We start from the raw sequence: 14,180 nt of genomic DNA, 5'->3' as shown, positions 1-14,180 counted from the left end.
ATGGCAGTTGTCAGGTCCCGGGACGGTTGACGCCGCCCGGGCAGGCACATTACGTTCATGTGCCATGCAAGAACCCACCGGGCGGGCCCGTAAGCCGTTGCAGCAGACCAGCATGCAGGCCAGAGTCGCCGAAGAGCTGCGCCAGATGATCATCAGCGGTGAGCTGCCGCCGCGCTCCAGCCTGTCCGAGATGGCGCTGTCGGAGACGTTCGGCGTCAGCCGCACACCGATCCGCGAGGCGCTGAAGCAGCTGCAGATCGAGGGGCTGGTGGAGGTCCGGCCCCGGGTCGGCACCTTCGTCGCGGTGCCGTCGCGGCGCGAGATCACCGAGCTGTTCCAGATGAAGGAGCTGCTGGAGGGAGCGGCGGCCCGGCTGCTGGCGTTCCGGGGCAACGTCCCGGAGGTGGAGCGGCTGGCGGAGAACATGCGCGAGGCGGACGAGGCGGTGCGCAAGGGCGACGCCGAGCGGTACGCGCAGCTGGTGCACGAGTTCCACGACCTGATCATGGCCGGCGCGGACAACACCAAGCTGGAGGCGCACTACCGCACCCTCATGAACCAGCTCGCCTACGCCCGCCTGGTGCGCACCTCCCTGTCCCGGCCGGGCCGGCTCAGCGAGTCCGACCACGAGCACCACCGCGTCCTCGAACTGATCCTCGCCAAGGACGGCGACGGCGCGGAGCGTGTGATGCGCGAGCACGTCCGCCGCAGCCACCAGGCGCTGATGGCGGGCATGGACGAGCGGCAGCAACAGAACTGACCCGGCCGGCAGTTGACCGTCAGGCGCCCGGCACCGGGAAGAGCATGCAGGTGCTGGTGGCGTGCGCGAGGAGGCGGTCGGCCGGATCGAGGAGCTGCGCCTCGGCGAGTGCGGTGCGCCGGCCGCTGCTGAGGACCCGGCCGACGGCGCGCACCTTGCCCGAGTCGGCGGTGATCGGGCGCAGGAACTTCACGGTCAGGTCGACCGAGGTGTAGCCGATCCCCTGCGCCAGGGTGGACTGCACCGCGCAGCCGGCCGCCGAGTCGAGCATCGTCGCGTAGATGCCGCCGTGGACGCTGCCGATGGGGTTGTAGTGCTCCTCGCCGGGTTCCAGCGAGAACACCGCGTGGCCGTGGTCGACCTCTTCGAGCGACATGCCCAGAGTGGCGGCGATCGGCGGCGAGGGCAGCCGCCCGGCGAGCATCTCGCGCAGGAAGTGCAGCCCGGAGTCCTGCCCGACGACGGCCGCGGAGATGGCGGGGTCGTCCCAGTCGTACGTACGAGAGCGTTCCATGCGGCGGCGCTTCCTCCTCGGTCCCGAGTTCCCTCGTGAACCCTCTGGCTATGTTTCTCGAAGCTAGCTCTCCCCGCAGCTGACTGTCAATGACGAAGCCAGGGCTCTACGATGGCCTCATGAAGTGGCTCGAGACGAGCACCGAGAACTGCACGGTCCAGCGCACCCTCGACCTGGTCGGCGAGAAGTGGACGCTGCTGCTGCTGCGCGACGCCTTCAACGGGGTGCGCCGCTTCGACGACTTCCGCCGCCATGTGGGACTCTCCGAGGCGGTCCTCGCCGAACGGCTGCGCAAGCTGGTCGCGGCCGGGATCCTGACCGCCGTCCCGTACCGGGAGCACGGGAGCCGGACCCGCAACGAGTACCGCCTGACCCCCAAGGGCCGCGACCTGTGGCCCGTCCTGGTGGCACTGCGGCAGTGGGGCGAGACGTACGTCGGCGACCCCGAGGGCCCGGTCCTGGACATCCGCCACCGCGACTGCGGCGCGGCGGTGCGGGTCGTGGTCGAGTGCCCCGACGAGCACACCGCCCTCTCCCCCGCCGAGGTCACGGTCCGGCCGGGACCGGCCGCGCGCCCGCTCGGCTGAGAGCCCCGGGCTCGCCGTCTCCCGCTCTGCGCCGTCTCCTGCTCTACGCCGCCTCCCGCTCTACGCCGGCTGCCGGGTCGGCCGGGTGCGGGCGGAGCGGCGTCCGCGCAGCAGCAGCCGTCGTGCGGGGCCTTCCACCGTCTCGTACAGGAGCCAGGACAGGCCGAGAGAGACGGTGAAGGCGACGGCGGTGACCGCGAGCCCCTCCGTCAGGCCGAAGCGGGGCTTGACGCCGATCACGTTGGTCCCGGCGCGCAGCACCAGCAGGTGGACCATGTAGAAGGCGAAGGAGAGCTCGCCGAGTCTGACCAGCCGCCGGCCGCGCCACAGGGAGGGCAGGCCGCGCAGGTCCGCGACGGCCGCCGCCGGGATGAGCAGCGCGAAGCCGATGACGGTGCAGGTGGTGGCCCGGTAGTCGGTGGTGACCTGCGGGACCAGGAAGTAGCCGATGACCGCCAGCGCGAGGGAGGCTTCCAGGCCGGGGCCGCGCCACCGGTCGAGCAGCACCAGGCGGGCGACGGCGACGCCGAGGACGAACTCGGGCAGCCGCGCGAGCGGCAGGGAGTCGATCGGCTGGCTCAGCCAGTGCTGTGCGTTCACCCAGGCCACGGCCAGGACCGCGAGCACCGACAGGCCGGCCACGGCGGTGGCTCCCCGTGGGCCGAGGCGGCGCAGCCCGACCGCGAGCAGCGGGAAGAGGGCGTAGAAGAAGGCCTCGCAGGCCAGCGACCAGCTGACCGGGTCCAGCGTCTGCCACCACGGGCGCCACCAGGAGTGCACCAGCAGGACGTTGGCCAGCCCCTGGCGCAGCGAGGGCATCGACTGGTGCTCCAGCGTGCAGGCCATGAGCAGCGCGACCGCGGCGGTCACCAGGTGCACCGGCAGGACGCGGGCGATGCGCCGCCGCCAGAAGGCCGGGGCGCGGTCGCCGGGCCGGGCGGACCAGGTCAGCACGAACCCGGAGAGCACGAAGAAGAACGACACGCCCGTGCCACCGGCCCCGAACGCCCAGGTGACGACGCGACCGCCGGTGCCGTCGAAATAGCGGAAGTTGTTCACGTGCAGCCCGAAGACCAGCAGCGCGGCGACCCAGCGCAGCCCGGTGAGCGAGGGCAGCGAGGCGGCCGGAGCGGGCTTGGAGCTCTTGGCGAGGGCGGCGGTCGAGGTGGCGGGGGGCGTCCTGGTCGCCCTGGTCGCCGTCGTCATCGAATCACCGGCCGGGGGCTGTGCCTGCGGGGCATGAAAAGGGGCATGAAGGGGAACGTTGCCCGTTCAGCCCCTTTCATTCAGTCCCGTACCCGACGTCACACCAATGCCAGGAACATCAGGCGTGACGCCGCTCAGTACCGGCCGTGCCCCTTGCCCAGGCGTTCGAGGACAGCACGCGCCATCGCTTGTTCGCCCTTGGCGTTCGGATGCGCGGGGGCGGCGGGCGAGGCCGGCTGGAGCGGCTCGATCCAGCGGACGTCCGGCGCCTTGCACATGTCATGGCCGCGCGTGGGCCCGTAGGTGTCGACGTACTCCGCGTGGTTCGATGCGGCCACCAGCCGGAGCATCAGGTTCAGCCGCTTCCCGGTGTCACGCAGATAGGGGAAGTCCCCGGCCGCGAACGGCACCGAGGGGTAGCAGCCGCTGCCGTCGTCGGGCAGCAGGTCCGGGTAGCCGACGACGAGCACCCGGGCGTGCGGCGCCCTCGCGTGGACGGCCCGCAGCACCGCGTCCACCTTCGGCGCAGTTTTCAGGATGCTGACCGCGAGCTGGTCGTAGCCGGACGAGGCGTAGTACTGGCGGCACGGGGCACCGGCCGGATTCGTGGGCGCGAGCTTGGCGCAGGTGCCGATGATGGAGCTGAAGCCGATGTCGTTGCCGCCGATCTGCACCGTCACCAGGTCGGTGTGCCGGTTCACGGCGTCCAGCTGCGGGCCGTTGGTGCCCTGCGGCTTCCACATGTTCTCGGTCGTCGCACCCCCGCAGCTCACGTCCTTGAACGCGCCGACCTTGCGTGCCGCCGCGACGAGCGAGGGGTAATTGTGGTCCGAGCGCGCGCAGTTCGCGTCCACCTGCGTCGGAATGACGGGGCCCGAGGTGTACGAGTCCCCTAGCGCCGCGTAGCTGGTGCCGCGACCGTGTCCGCCGCCGTGCGCGGCGGCCGGCGACGTCGACATCGCCACGAGGGCGCAGCTGCCGAGCGCCACCCCCACCGCGATTCCCTGCCGCCGTCGCGCCGCTCTTCCCGAACGCGTTTCGTCAGTCATGCGATCCTCCCCCAGACCCGCCCCCGGATACATGGACGTCGCGCGGAACCGGCACACGGGGTGCGGGCGTCACACGCGACGGAGTCTGTATACCGCTCGGTATGTGTCCGCGGATAGAGGCGGGAGGCAGTCGGTACGGCACGGTCGGAGTCGGCCCTGCGGCGTGCGCGGAGCCGGCACGTCACAGCCGCGCAACCTTGGACGCCATGCCCGTTGGGTCCCCGACCCAGGTGGGTCTATCGTCTGAACCATGGGTCAGGAAAGAGGAGAGCGGGCGTGATGCCGCAGGACGAAGCCGTGATCGGCTGTACCGGGCAGGTGCTCATCGGAACACGCGGATCCGCGGGCCCCGGCGAAGTCCTGGTGCGCGTCCGAGGCGGCTCCGAGACCTTCCTCGCCTGGTCCGAAGAACCACTGCCTACGGGGGCGACGGTACTCGTGATCGAGTCGCGTGGATGTCGAGAGGTCGGCGTCATCGAGTGGGCGGATCCATTGGACGCGCTCGGCGGTGACACCGCCGGCGCCGACTGAGGAGTAGACAAGAAATGTTCGGATACCGCGTTCCCGCTCCCGACGAGGCGATGCTGATCTCGGGGGGCCGGCGGGGACTGGGGGGCGCGCCGTTCCGAGTGGTGACGGGGCACGGCAAGTTCGTGCTGCCGTTCTTCCGCAAGACCCGCTTCCTAACCCTCTCGATGAACGAGGCCGAGGTCACCGAGACGTGCGTGACGCGGCAGGGCATCGCCCTGAGCGTGCGCGCCGTCATCGCGTTCAAGGTCGGCAACGACAACGAGAGCATCATCAACGCGGGCCAGCGCTTCCTCTCCGACCAGGAACAGATGTCGGTGCTGACCGGGCGCATCTTCGCGGGCCACCTGCGCGCCATCATCGGCTCGATGACGGTCGAGGAGATCGTCACCGAGCGGCAGAAGCTGGCCGCTGAGGTGCTGGACACCTCCAAGACGGAGATGGCGAAGATCGGCCTGATCGTCGACTCGCTGCAGATCCAGTCCATCGACGACGGCGACGCCGGGTACATCGACGCGATGTCCGCGCCGCACCGGGCCGCCATCCAGCGGCAGGCCCAGATCGCGCAGGCGCAGGCCACCCAGGCCGCGGCGGAGGCGCAGCAGGAGGCGGACCGTCAGCAGGCCGAGTACGCCCGCAAGACCGCCGTCGTCAAGGCGGAGTACTCGGCCCAGGTGGACCGCGCCCAGGCGGAGGCCGGCCAGGCCGGGCCGTTGGCTCAGGCCCACGCTCAGCAGGAGGTGCTCGCCGCGCAGACCGAACTGGCCGAGCGACAGGCGAAGTTGCGCCAGCAGCAGCTGGTCGCCGAGGTCGTGAAGCCGGCCGAGGCGGAGGCCGAGCGCGTCCGCGTCCTCGCCGCCGCCGACGCGCAGCGCATGAAGATCCAGGCCGAGGCCGCCGCCTCCTACGACCGCGTCGCGCTCGACCGCATGCTGATCGACCAGCTCCCGCAGATCGTGAAGGAGGCCGCGGGCGGCCTGGCCGGCGCCAACGTCAACGTCCTCAACGGCGCGGACGGCCTGGGCGAGATCGCCGCCGGCCTGGTCTCCCAGGGCCTGACGATCCTCGACTCGGTCCGCCAGAACCTCAACGGCCAGGAGGCCACGGACAACCCCCGTCCCGGAGACGGCGGAAAGGACGGCAACAGCGGGCTGCTGCAGCTTCGCTCGGGCCGGGAGAAGAAGTCGGACGACGGTCCGGTGGACGTGGACTAGCAACTGGCCGTATTCGGCGAGCAGTCGGAGCCGTCGAGGCCCTGGACGCAGGTGGGCGTCCGGGGCCTCGCCGATGTGTGGATGCGGTATTGGCGCGAGTGTCGGCGCACAACGAGCGGGGCCCGTCCACGCTGTACGCGTGAACGGGCCCCGTGTCCGAGCGCCGGGCAGGCCTTGCACCTGCATTTCCCCGCAGGAAGCGGGGCGTCTTTCCTTGGACCACCAACGCAGTGCCGGACACCCGCAGTTGCGGCGACCGGCTCTTGATCAATCATACCGTACACATGGCCGTCACGAGGACACATGACTGCCATGAAGCTGTCACACGGGGACCGGAATGCGCCTCCGGCCGGTGTCCGTTCCGACTGGCATGACAGCGAAGGAGAACGCATGACCACCGAGGCGACCACGACCGATCTCCACGCCTTCACGGAGAACTGGCTGGAGTGGTACCGCGCCCAGGAGGCCCGGCTCGCCGCCCCGCACGGATTCCTGGCGATCACCGGCCTGCACTGGCTCGACGAGACACCGCGGCGCTTCCCGGACGCGCCCGGCGCGTGGCACACCGGCCGGGACGGGGTGGTCGTCACGCTCGACGACGGTGCGGAACTGGTCGTGGACGGAACACCGGTGCGCGGGGAACACCGCTTCGGCGTGCTGCCCGAGCGCGGTGGCGTCGACGCGGTCTGGGAAGACGCCGTCATCGAGGTCGCCAAGCGCGGCGGCAACGACATTCTGCGCCCCCGGCACCCTGACGCTCCGCTGCGCACGGCCTTCACCGGGACCCCCGCCTACGCCCCCGACCCGCGCTGGGCCGTGACCGGCCGCTACGTCCCCTTCGACGAGCCCCGGCCGACCACGGTCGGGGCCGCGGTCGAGGGCCTCGAGCATGTCTACGACGCCCCGGGCAGGATCGAGTTCGAACTGGACGGGCGCCGGCTGTCGCTGACCGCGTTCCCCGGACCTGGGCCGGGCCGCCTGATGGTGCTCTTCACCGACGCGACCTCCGGGGTCACCACCTACGCCGCCAACCGGTCCCTGTCCCTCGAACCGCCCGCCGCCGACGGCACGGTCGTCCTGGACTTCAACCGCGCCGCGAACCTCCCGTGCGCCTACACGGACCTGGCCACCTGCCCGCTGCCCCCGGCCGAGAACCGGCTTGAGGTGGCGATCGAGGCGGGTCTGAGGATCCCGCGGGAGCGAGGTCAGTCGTCCTCTCCGCCCAGCACGTAAAGGTGCGGAAGGTTGACCACGATCGCCTCCTGGGTACTGCGGGCGATGACGACGACCGCCTCCTCGGCGGGGTCGGGGTTCTCCTCGCGGTGCGGCACGAACGGGGGGACGAAGACGTAGTCGCCGGGGCCGGTGCGCAGCCGTACCTCCTCCGGTCGCGAGCCGGAGTCGTCGAGGAAGACGAACTCGGGGTGGCCGCTGACGACGTAGATCGCGGTCTCGGACTCGCCGTGGTGGTGGTCGGAGGAGGCCGTGGAGGGGGCGACATGGGTCTGGCCCATCCACAGCTTCTCCGACCCGACCGTCCTCCCGCTGATCGCGGCGAACCGGCGCATGCCCCCGGTCTGGGCGGTGTCACCGTCGAGCGCTCCGGCACGGACGTGGTGAAGTCGCGTGCTCAGGGGCGCTGCCGGCTCTCCGTCCGCAGCTCCGAGACGGGGGTGGAAACCTTCACCGGGGTGGGTCGACGGCTCGCTCATGGCTCGGACGCTAGAACCGCCCCGAAAAGGATGTCAAGGGGACTCCATCGCGGTTCACCTGCGGAAATGCCGGTCGCAGAGGCCGCCGGGTGCCCTGACCGGCGGCCTCAGTGGAATGCGGCGTACGGGTCCGGTCAGTTGCCTTGTCAACTCACCGTCCAACAGGCCAAGTTGGAGCAAGGCGGTCGTCACCGGACCAGTCGGCGGGTCCCGGCGGCGGCCGCCTGCGCAGCGTCAGGCCGGGTGATCAGGACGGGTGATCAGGCCGGTTCGGTGCGTTCGGCGCGGACCCGCTGGGCGACGTCGCGCAGCTTGACGTTGTGGTGCTGGGAGATGCTGCGCAGCACACCGAAGGCGTCGTCCTCGCTCAGGCCGTGGCGTTCCATGAGGATGCCCATGGCTTCGCCGATGGCGTGCCGGGTCTCCATACCGTGCTGGAGCTGGTCGATGGTGCGGGCGTCGGCCAGGGCGACGGCGGCGTGGGACGCCAGCAGCCAGCCGGCGGTCTCTATGTCCTCGCCGAAGGCGCCGGGGCGGCTCGAGTAGAGGTTCAGCGCCCCGAAGTCGTCGTCGTCGGTGTAGAGCAGCACCCCGGTCATGCTGCCGACGCCCAGCTCGCGGGCCGCCGCCGCGAAGCGCTCCCAGGCGGGCTCGGGCCGGTCCATGTCCGCGATGCGGTAGACGCGCGCGCCGTTCTCGCGGCGGGCCAGATCGAAGCAGGGCCCCTCCCTCAGCTCACCCTGCAGCCGGTCGGATTCGGTGACCATGTTTCCGCAGGCGGCGAGGGTGACGGCCCGGCCCTTGCGCACCGCGAGGATCCCGGCCGCGTCGCAGCCCTCCACGAGTTCGACGGCCGCCGCGGCGATCTCGTCGAGCGTCGCCTGGACCGACTCCTGCTCCAGCAGCTTCCGTGCGAGCACCGCCATCTGCTCGGCGTATTCGCGCCACTCCACCGTCATCACCTGCCTCGATCGCCGGATGCCGCCACCGTAGCCGACACGGCCCCGAGCGGACGGATCCGATACCCGGGCGATACGGGCGAGCACGACTGAGGTCGCTATTCGGCCGTACGGCGCCTGCCCGCCCGCACCGCTCCCGCGCTCGCCGCGACCACCATCGCGACGGCGGCGCACTGGGGCAGCGACAGTCCCTGGTCCTCCGTGGACACCGCCCTGGACCCGCGCGGCGACCGCAGCCGGCCGCTGCGGCTGGGCCACCTGTGGGCGGCGCTCGGCGACCACACCATCCCGCTGCTGCGCCGCTGGGACGAGACGTACCCGGACGTCCCCCTGCAGCTGCCGCGCATCGACGACCGCACGGCGGGCTTCACCCAGGGCAAGGTGGACGCCGCCGTGCTGCGCGGCGCGGTCACCGCGTCCGGGCTGCGCACGCACCTGCTGACGTCGGAGGTGCGGGTGGTGGTCATCCCGGACAGCCCCCTGGCCGCACTCCCCCGGATCACGCCGGCCGACCTGGCCGCCCGTCCGATCGCCCTCAACACGGTCTCCGGTACGACGACGATGGACCTGTGGCCGCCGACGGCACGCCCGCCGCGACCATCCAGGTGACCAACACCGACGAGTGGCTCTTCGCCATCGCCGCGGGCCGCGCCGTGGGCGTCTCCGCGACGGCCACCCCCTGCCGGCCCTCGCCCGCGAGGTCGTCACCGGCGCACAAGCCTCAGAGGCCGGTCGAGCATCGCGACACTCACACAGCCGAAGGCGAGCACCAGGGCGACGGTCCGTACGGCATGGGCGATCTGCCAGCGGTCACGGACGCGCGCCCAGTCTCCGGGCGGAGCCCGCACGCTCCAGTCCGTCTGCTCCATGTTGATGGGCCCGTTGACCGCGAGCGATACCGCGAGGGCCACCAGGAGCAGGCCGAGCGCCCAGGCCAGCCACCGCAGTTCGGGGCCGCGCTCGGTGCGCGCCCGCAGGGCGAGGATCACGACGGCGACGAGCGTCGGCACCAGGAGGATGCCGATGAACCAGGTGAACGGGGCGTACTCGGCCTGCCGGACGCGGACGTACTCCGGGCCGGTCAGGCCGCGCAGCGCCAGCTCCAGGAAGAGCACGGTGAGCGCGACCCCGGCGAGCATGCCGCAGCCCAGCAGACCCGTGTACCGAGCGATCCTGACCAGGACGGGATGCGCCATCGTGCACACTCCTTCGCGGGACTACCCCAGGGTGAGCAGCTCCTCGTGAAAACCGCCGAACTCGCGCTCCTGATCGACGAGATGGATCTCCAGGATCCAGTGGCAGCGGCGCCCGGCCTTGTCCCTGCGGCGCAGCGGCGTGCCGTTGGCCGGAGTGATGTACGACTCCGTGTCCGCGCCGTCGATCTTCTCGTGCGGGAACTCGCCGACCAGGTGACCGGCGTGCCAGCCGCCCAGCTCCCAGCCCCGGTCGGCCGCCAGCCGCTCCACCGCGCCGTAGAGCTCCTTCCCGGTGATGCCCGGGTGCTCCTCGAAGAACCCCTTCCCGGCGGCGAAGACCTCCGGCAGGTCGTCGCGCAACCGCCGCTTGACCGGGTCGCCGCCGAGGACGAAGGTCCGCCCGAAGTCGGCCTCGTACTCCTCGAAGATCGGCCCGAAGTCGGCGAACACGATGTCGTCCGCGCCGATGACCCGGTCCGGTGGGTTCTCCCGGTACGGCTTGAGCGTGTTGGGGCCTGAGCGCACGATCCGCTTGTGCCAGTGCCGGGTCGTGCCGAACAGCTCGTTCGCCAGGTCCCGCACCCGGTCGCTGACCGCCCGCTCCCCCTGCCCCGGCGCGACCAGCCCACGCTCCTCGATCTCCGCGAACAGCCGCACGGCCTTGGCCTGGGCATCCAGCAGTCGTGCCGCGCGCGTGAGCTCGTCGTCCGCCATGCGACCGACGGTAGAGGGGCCGATCACGCCACGGCAACCAGCCCGTCCTCGTATCGGCCGAGCTCCGCGTTGCGGCCCCCGGACCCTCGTACTTGACTTGGCCGAGAACGAGAGCCAAGGAGGCATCATGGCGCGCTACCCCATGCGGTGGACGGCGTGTGCGCTGCTGGCCGTGGTCGTGGGCGCCGGGCTGACCGGCTGCTCCGACGACGGCAACGGCGCCACCTCCTCCGCGAGCAAGGCGGCGTCGGCCGCGTCCTCCCTCGCCTCGCGCGGCGCGGACGCGCTCGCCTCGGCGACCGCGTCGGCCGGCAAGAAGCTGGACGAGGTGAAGGGCGGCATCGACGCCAAGGACGCGGTGCAGGTCGGCAGGCCGACGACGGACAACGGGCGCGCCAGTGTGAAGGTGACCGCCAGGAACTCGGCATCCTCCACCAAGTCCTTCGGCGTGCAGGTCAACTTCACGGACGGCAGCGGGAATCTCCTCGACACCGTCGTCGTCACGCTGTCGGACGTCCCGGCGGGCAGGTCCGGCGACGCGACGGCCCGCAGCAACCGTTCGCTGTCCGGCCAGGTGAAGGCCGAGGTGGCACGGGCGGTGCGGTACTGACGCGGACCTTCGCCGGAACGGCCGCCCCCACGAGATGGCCGCCGTCGCCTGACCGACACCCCGAACCGGTGGCCGTCCGCACCCGGCGGCCGGCGCGGAGCCCTAGGAGTCCCCATGACCGAGACCGTGCCCGACTTCGAGGACGCCGACCGCGGCCTGGTGGCGCAGCCCGCCACCGGCACCGTCACCGCGGACGACGGCAGGGTGGTGTGGAGCTTCGACGACACCGCATTCCTGGACGGCGACCGCCCCGACACCGTCCACCCCGGCCTGTGGCGCCAGTCCCAGCTGTGCGCCCGGGCGACCCGACGGCGCTGAAGGCGCTCCTCTCGGTCCTCGACACCCCGGACCCGGACTTCGCGATCGTCACGCCGTGACGCCGGACGGCCGCTCGGCCGGGGTGAACCGGTAGCCGGTGAAGTCGGCGACCGGGACGTAACCGATGCGCTGGTAAAGGGCGTTGCTGGTGACATTCTCGGGGTTGGTGAACAGGACGGCGTCGGTGGCGCCGGCGTCCAGTGCAGCCCGGCTCACCTCGACGGTGACGGCGCCCGCGTAGCCGCGGCCACGGAGGTGCGCCGGGGTGTATACGGGGTCCACCCGGATCATCCCGCCGACCATCGACGTCGAGCCGGCCATGGACACGGGGGTGCCGTCCGGGGTCTGCCAGAAGGTGAAGTGCTTGTCGGCGAAGCGTGAGACGGCCCAGGCGTCGGCGTCCATGGAGGGGGCCTCACCGACGTCGGCGACGAACTCACTGCAGAACCGGACGAGTTGTGCATGGTCCTGCCTGCCCACGGCGCGCCCGCTGCCTTCCGGGCGCGGCTCGGGCGGGGTCAGCGTGCCGAGCCGGTGCAGACGCCCCCGCCAGTGGGCCACGGCCGTGACGCCGGCCGCGTGCCGCTGCCATGCCTCGGCGAACGCGGCGGCGGTGTCGTGGTCCGCGATGACACCCGAGAGGGTGTGGCCGAGGCCTGCGAGATGGGCCGCGAGGGTGTCGGCGTGTTCGGGGAGCAGGGGGGTGAGGGTCAGGCTCCGGGTCGGCAGGCGGTAGCAGACCGCACGGACCTCGCCGGCCGTCTCCAGGTGGCCGAAGAGGGAAGCTCCGGGGCCGAACGCGTGCGCCCCGCGCGTGCGCAGTCTCTCGATGGTGGTGAGCGGCGTGTTGTGCAGGGTGGGGCGCGAACGCAGGAAGTCTCCGGCGCGGGCGAGGAAGTCGTGGACGTCGTCGGTGAGGTGCCAGTCATCCGGGCGCATGGTTCATGATCCCTGACGCACTTGTTCGGGTGCATAGGATCGCCGACATGGCATTGCGACCGGTAATGGTGAACATCAAGGCTGTCGACGCCTCGGCGGTCGGCCGGTTCTGGGCGGAGGCGCTCGGCTGGAGTGCCTACAGCCCCGGCGTGACCACCTACGTCGGACCCGCCGGCGGCCTCGTCTGGCCGGACCCGGTCGCCCTCGGCATCGACGTCGTCCCCGTCCCGGAATCCAAGACGGCGACGAAGAACCGCCTGCACCTGGACCTCGCCACCACCACTGCGACCCATCAGACGGAGCTGATCACGCGTCTCAAGGCGCTCGGTGCGACACCCGCCGAGGTGGGCCAGGGCGACGTGCCGTGGACGGTCCTCGCCGATCCGGAGGGCAACGAGTTCTGCGTGCTGGAGCCCCGGGAGGTCTACCGGGACACCGGGCCGATCGCCGCGGTGGTGGTCGACTGCGTGGATCCGCGGGCCATGGCCCGGTTCTGGGGCGAGACGCTGGACTGGACCCTGCACGGAGTGACCGGCGATCAGGCGGTGTTGCGCTCCGCCAAGGGCGTCGGCCCGTATCTCGAATTCCTCCGCACGCCCGGCGTGAAGACCGTGCCGGACCGCGTCCACCTCGACCTGCTGCCCTACCCCGGGGACGACAGGACGGCGGAGGTGACGCGACTGCGAACCCTCGGCGCCACCCACCTCGACCTCGGCCAGGGCGACGTCCCATGGACGTGCCTGACCGACCCGGAGGGGCACGAGTTCTGCGTCCTCGCACAGCCCTGACACGTGCATCATCATGCGGGGCTACGGTCCCGCCATGATCGTGGCTCGGGCAGCGCGGGGTACCGAACCGGTCTCCCTATGGCTGCTCTCGCCGTTCTTCGCACGTCGCTCAGCGTGTCGAGCTGATCACCGGTCGACGAGGCGTCGCAACACGTACGCGGGCTTCAACGGCAGGCTGCGAAGGCCGGCTGTCGAAACCCGCGCACGTCCGAGAGCTAGGCCGCCCTGGGGCGCCCGGCACGCCGGCCCGAGGTGAGCTCCGGTGCGTCCTCGTGAAGGAAGCCCTCGTCCTCCCCGAAGTCGGGGGCCTGGAAGGGGTTCGTCGCGGGAGGCGGCGATGCCGCGGCGGCACCGCGGGGTTGCCCTTCCGGGGCGGAGAACAGTGACGTCGGTTCGATGAGAGGTCTCCCTTTGGTTACAGATCCCTGAAGGGACCTGGCATGCCGTGACCAGCGCTTCTAGAGCTTGGTCATCTTGGCGTACGGGCTCAGGATCCGCATCCGCGTCGAGCCGAAATCCACGAGCGCCGCGATTCCGTCCTCGATGCCGATGACCCGGCCGAGGCCGTAGACATCGTGCGTGACCTGGTCACCCACGGCGAAATGCTTGGGAGCCGGGGCGACCGGAGCCTTGAACGGGCTGGTGGGCAGATGGCGCTTGGAGGCAGCAGGCTTTGTCATTGACCACAGTATGCGCCTACGAAGTGGGACAGTGGTAGCCGATCCTTGGACTCCTCTCCCGTCGGAGCCGAGTCCGGGGCCGCCCGGCAGACAGGCGGCCCAGGGCGGTTCGGCGTCAAACAGGTCCGAACCGGCCGTACCCTTCTTGGTGTCTACAGCGTCACATAGCGGGCGCCAAACACTGGAGGCTTTACCTCGTGCTGATCGCTCAGCGTCCGTCCTTGACCGAAGAGGTCGTCGACGAGTTCCGCTCCCGGTTCGTGATCGAGCCGCTGGAGCCGGGCTTCGGCTACACCCTCGGCAACTCGCTCCGCCGCACGCTCCTCTCCTCGATTCCGGGTGCGGCGGTCACGTCCATCCGTGTCGACGGTGTCCTGCACGAGTTCACCACCGTGCCGGGCGTCAA

The 14,180-nt window shown here is 71.1% G+C and carries 18 protein-coding genes and 1 pseudogene; 10 read left to right on the top strand and 9 right to left on the bottom strand.

Annotated features, from left to right (window positions below; all coding sequences use genetic code 11):
* Positions 1–64: 64 nt before the first annotated feature.
* Entirely contained in the window at positions 65–760 is a 696-nt protein-coding gene (locus ACGFYN_RS41210) for a GntR family transcriptional regulator (RefSeq protein ID WP_393871138.1), read from the top strand.
* Between the two features lie 19 nt (positions 761–779).
* Here the strand turns inward: ACGFYN_RS41210 and ACGFYN_RS41205 are convergent, their stop codons facing one another.
* A complete protein-coding gene (locus tag ACGFYN_RS41205) occupies positions 780–1,274 on the bottom strand; it encodes a PaaI family thioesterase (protein WP_393871137.1) in 495 nt (164 codons plus the stop codon).
* Positions 1,275–1,393: 119 nt separating this feature from the next.
* Here ACGFYN_RS41205 and ACGFYN_RS41200 point away from each other — a divergent pair, with 119 nt between their 5' ends.
* Positions 1,394–1,861, top strand: a complete 468-nt coding sequence (locus tag ACGFYN_RS41200) for a winged helix-turn-helix transcriptional regulator (protein ID WP_393871136.1) — start codon at positions 1,394–1,396, stop codon at positions 1,859–1,861.
* A gap of 60 nt (positions 1,862–1,921) precedes the next feature.
* Here ACGFYN_RS41200 and ACGFYN_RS41195 read toward each other — a convergent pair whose 3' ends face one another.
* Together ACGFYN_RS41195 and ACGFYN_RS41190 are read right to left on the bottom strand one after the other, a co-directional pair.
* Positions 1,922–3,067 (bottom strand): acyltransferase family protein, encoded by a 1,146-nt coding sequence (locus ACGFYN_RS41195; RefSeq protein ID WP_393871135.1) that lies wholly within the window; start codon positions 3,065–3,067, stop codon positions 1,922–1,924.
* A 134-nt stretch (positions 3,068–3,201) separates the two neighbouring features.
* Complete coding sequence (locus ACGFYN_RS41190) at positions 3,202–4,116, bottom strand: SGNH/GDSL hydrolase family protein (protein WP_393871134.1); 915 nt, start codon at positions 4,114–4,116, stop codon at positions 3,202–3,204.
* Between the two features lie 279 nt (positions 4,117–4,395).
* On the opposite strand from ACGFYN_RS41190, the gene ACGFYN_RS41185 reads away from it, so the two are divergent.
* The 3 genes from ACGFYN_RS41185 (at position 4,396) to ACGFYN_RS41175 (ending at position 7,091) form a co-directional block, all read left to right on the top strand.
* Positions 4,396–4,647, top strand: a complete 252-nt coding sequence (locus tag ACGFYN_RS41185; RefSeq protein WP_384254850.1) for a hypothetical protein — start codon at positions 4,396–4,398, stop codon at positions 4,645–4,647.
* Between the two features lie 14 nt (positions 4,648–4,661).
* A complete protein-coding gene (locus tag ACGFYN_RS41180; protein WP_393871133.1) occupies positions 4,662–5,858 on the top strand; it encodes a flotillin family protein in 1,197 nt (398 codons plus the stop codon).
* A gap of 390 nt (positions 5,859–6,248) precedes the next feature.
* Entirely contained in the window at positions 6,249–7,091 is an 843-nt protein-coding gene (locus tag ACGFYN_RS41175; RefSeq protein ID WP_393871132.1) for a DUF1684 domain-containing protein, read from the top strand.
* On the opposite strand, the gene ACGFYN_RS41170 is transcribed toward ACGFYN_RS41175, so the two are convergent.
* Both ACGFYN_RS41170 and ACGFYN_RS41165 read right to left on the bottom strand, forming a co-directional pair.
* The gene (locus ACGFYN_RS41170; RefSeq protein WP_393871131.1) at positions 7,064–7,570 is read right to left on the bottom strand and encodes a cupin domain-containing protein; all 507 of its coding nucleotides are present in this window, start codon (positions 7,568–7,570) and stop codon (positions 7,064–7,066) included. The genes ACGFYN_RS41175 and ACGFYN_RS41170 overlap by 28 nt on opposite strands.
* A 260-nt stretch (positions 7,571–7,830) precedes the next feature.
* On the bottom strand, positions 7,831–8,529 hold the full coding sequence (locus tag ACGFYN_RS41165; RefSeq protein ID WP_393871130.1) for a GAF and ANTAR domain-containing protein: 699 nt from the start codon (positions 8,527–8,529) through the stop codon (positions 7,831–7,833).
* 201 nt (positions 8,530–8,730) lie between these two features.
* On the opposite strand from ACGFYN_RS41165, the gene ACGFYN_RS41160 reads away from it, so the two are divergent.
* Positions 8,731–9,138: a LysR substrate-binding domain-containing protein gene (locus ACGFYN_RS41160; protein WP_393871129.1), complete on the top strand. Its 408-nt coding sequence runs from the start codon at positions 8,731–8,733 to the stop codon at positions 9,136–9,138.
* A 95-nt stretch (positions 9,139–9,233) separates the two neighbouring features.
* Here the strand turns inward: ACGFYN_RS41160 and ACGFYN_RS41155 are convergent, their stop codons facing one another.
* Both ACGFYN_RS41155 and ACGFYN_RS41150 read right to left on the bottom strand, forming a co-directional pair.
* Positions 9,234–9,725, bottom strand: coding sequence for an anthrone oxygenase family protein (locus ACGFYN_RS41155; RefSeq protein WP_393871128.1), 492 nt, complete (start codon positions 9,723–9,725; stop codon positions 9,234–9,236).
* A 21-nt stretch (positions 9,726–9,746) separates the two neighbouring features.
* Positions 9,747–10,439: a M24 family metallopeptidase gene (locus tag ACGFYN_RS41150; RefSeq protein ID WP_393871127.1), complete on the bottom strand. Its 693-nt coding sequence runs from the start codon at positions 10,437–10,439 to the stop codon at positions 9,747–9,749.
* Positions 10,440–10,566: 127 nt separating this feature from the next.
* Between ACGFYN_RS41150 and ACGFYN_RS41145 the strand changes: the two genes are divergently transcribed.
* A complete protein-coding gene (locus ACGFYN_RS41145; RefSeq protein ID WP_393871126.1) occupies positions 10,567–11,049 on the top strand; it encodes a hypothetical protein in 483 nt (160 codons plus the stop codon).
* 114 nt (positions 11,050–11,163) lie between these two features.
* Positions 11,164–11,367: a hypothetical protein gene (locus tag ACGFYN_RS41140; RefSeq protein ID WP_393871125.1), complete on the top strand. Its 204-nt coding sequence runs from the start codon at positions 11,164–11,166 to the stop codon at positions 11,365–11,367.
* A gap of 48 nt (positions 11,368–11,415) precedes the next feature.
* Here the strand turns inward: ACGFYN_RS41140 and ACGFYN_RS41135 are convergent, their stop codons facing one another.
* A complete protein-coding gene (locus tag ACGFYN_RS41135) occupies positions 11,416–12,306 on the bottom strand; it encodes a GNAT family N-acetyltransferase (protein WP_393871124.1) in 891 nt (296 codons plus the stop codon).
* 47 nt (positions 12,307–12,353) lie between these two features.
* Here ACGFYN_RS41135 and ACGFYN_RS41130 point away from each other — a divergent pair, with 47 nt between their 5' ends.
* On the top strand, positions 12,354–13,094 hold the full coding sequence (locus ACGFYN_RS41130; protein WP_393871123.1) for a VOC family protein: 741 nt from the start codon (positions 12,354–12,356) through the stop codon (positions 13,092–13,094).
* Positions 13,095–13,552: 458 nt separating this feature from the next.
* On the opposite strand, the gene ACGFYN_RS41125 is transcribed toward ACGFYN_RS41130, so the two are convergent.
* Entirely contained in the window at positions 13,553–13,774 is a 222-nt protein-coding gene (locus ACGFYN_RS41125; RefSeq protein WP_393871122.1) for a hypothetical protein, read from the bottom strand.
* 197 nt (positions 13,775–13,971) lie between these two features.
* Between ACGFYN_RS41125 and ACGFYN_RS41120 the strand changes: the two are divergent.
* Positions 13,972–14,180 (top strand): annotated as a pseudogene (locus ACGFYN_RS41120) (DNA-directed RNA polymerase subunit alpha); the annotation flags it as partial.

The organism is Streptomyces sp. NPDC048419 (assembly GCF_043200415.1).
Classification (GTDB): domain Bacteria; phylum Actinomycetota; class Actinomycetes; order Streptomycetales; family Streptomycetaceae; genus Streptomyces.
The sequence above is the reverse complement of the archived record's forward strand: the minus strand, read 5'-3'. Positions and strand labels throughout refer to the sequence as shown.

Excerpts from the sequence above, each read along its gene's own strand:
- ACGFYN_RS41210 (WP_393871138.1), top strand. The coding sequence starts at position 65 with ATGCAAGAACCCACCGGGCGGGCCCGTAAGCCGTTGCAGCAGACCAGC.
- ACGFYN_RS41205 (WP_393871137.1), bottom strand. The coding sequence starts at position 1,274 with ATGGAACGCTCTCGTACGTACGACTGGGACGACCCCGCCATCTCCGCG.
- ACGFYN_RS41200 (WP_393871136.1), top strand. The coding sequence starts at position 1,394 with ATGAAGTGGCTCGAGACGAGCACCGAGAACTGCACGGTCCAGCGCACC.
- ACGFYN_RS41195 (WP_393871135.1), bottom strand. The coding sequence starts at position 3,067 with ATGACGACGGCGACCAGGGCGACCAGGACGCCCCCCGCCACCTCGACC.
- ACGFYN_RS41190 (WP_393871134.1), bottom strand. The coding sequence starts at position 4,116 with ATGACTGACGAAACGCGTTCGGGAAGAGCGGCGCGACGGCGGCAGGGA.
- ACGFYN_RS41185 (WP_384254850.1), top strand. The coding sequence starts at position 4,396 with ATGCCGCAGGACGAAGCCGTGATCGGCTGTACCGGGCAGGTGCTCATC.
- ACGFYN_RS41180 (WP_393871133.1), top strand. The coding sequence starts at position 4,662 with ATGTTCGGATACCGCGTTCCCGCTCCCGACGAGGCGATGCTGATCTCG.
- ACGFYN_RS41175 (WP_393871132.1), top strand. The coding sequence starts at position 6,249 with ATGACCACCGAGGCGACCACGACCGATCTCCACGCCTTCACGGAGAAC.
- ACGFYN_RS41170 (WP_393871131.1), bottom strand. The coding sequence starts at position 7,570 with ATGAGCGAGCCGTCGACCCACCCCGGTGAAGGTTTCCACCCCCGTCTC.
- ACGFYN_RS41165 (WP_393871130.1), bottom strand. The coding sequence starts at position 8,529 with ATGACGGTGGAGTGGCGCGAATACGCCGAGCAGATGGCGGTGCTCGCA.
- ACGFYN_RS41155 (WP_393871128.1), bottom strand. The coding sequence starts at position 9,725 with ATGGCGCATCCCGTCCTGGTCAGGATCGCTCGGTACACGGGTCTGCTG.
- ACGFYN_RS41150 (WP_393871127.1), bottom strand. The coding sequence starts at position 10,439 with ATGGCGGACGACGAGCTCACGCGCGCGGCACGACTGCTGGATGCCCAG.
- ACGFYN_RS41145 (WP_393871126.1), top strand. The coding sequence starts at position 10,567 with ATGGCGCGCTACCCCATGCGGTGGACGGCGTGTGCGCTGCTGGCCGTG.
- ACGFYN_RS41140 (WP_393871125.1), top strand. The coding sequence starts at position 11,164 with ATGACCGAGACCGTGCCCGACTTCGAGGACGCCGACCGCGGCCTGGTG.
- ACGFYN_RS41135 (WP_393871124.1), bottom strand. The coding sequence starts at position 12,306 with ATGCGCCCGGATGACTGGCACCTCACCGACGACGTCCACGACTTCCTC.
- ACGFYN_RS41130 (WP_393871123.1), top strand. The coding sequence starts at position 12,354 with ATGGCATTGCGACCGGTAATGGTGAACATCAAGGCTGTCGACGCCTCG.
- ACGFYN_RS41125 (WP_393871122.1), bottom strand. The coding sequence starts at position 13,774 with ATGACAAAGCCTGCTGCCTCCAAGCGCCATCTGCCCACCAGCCCGTTC.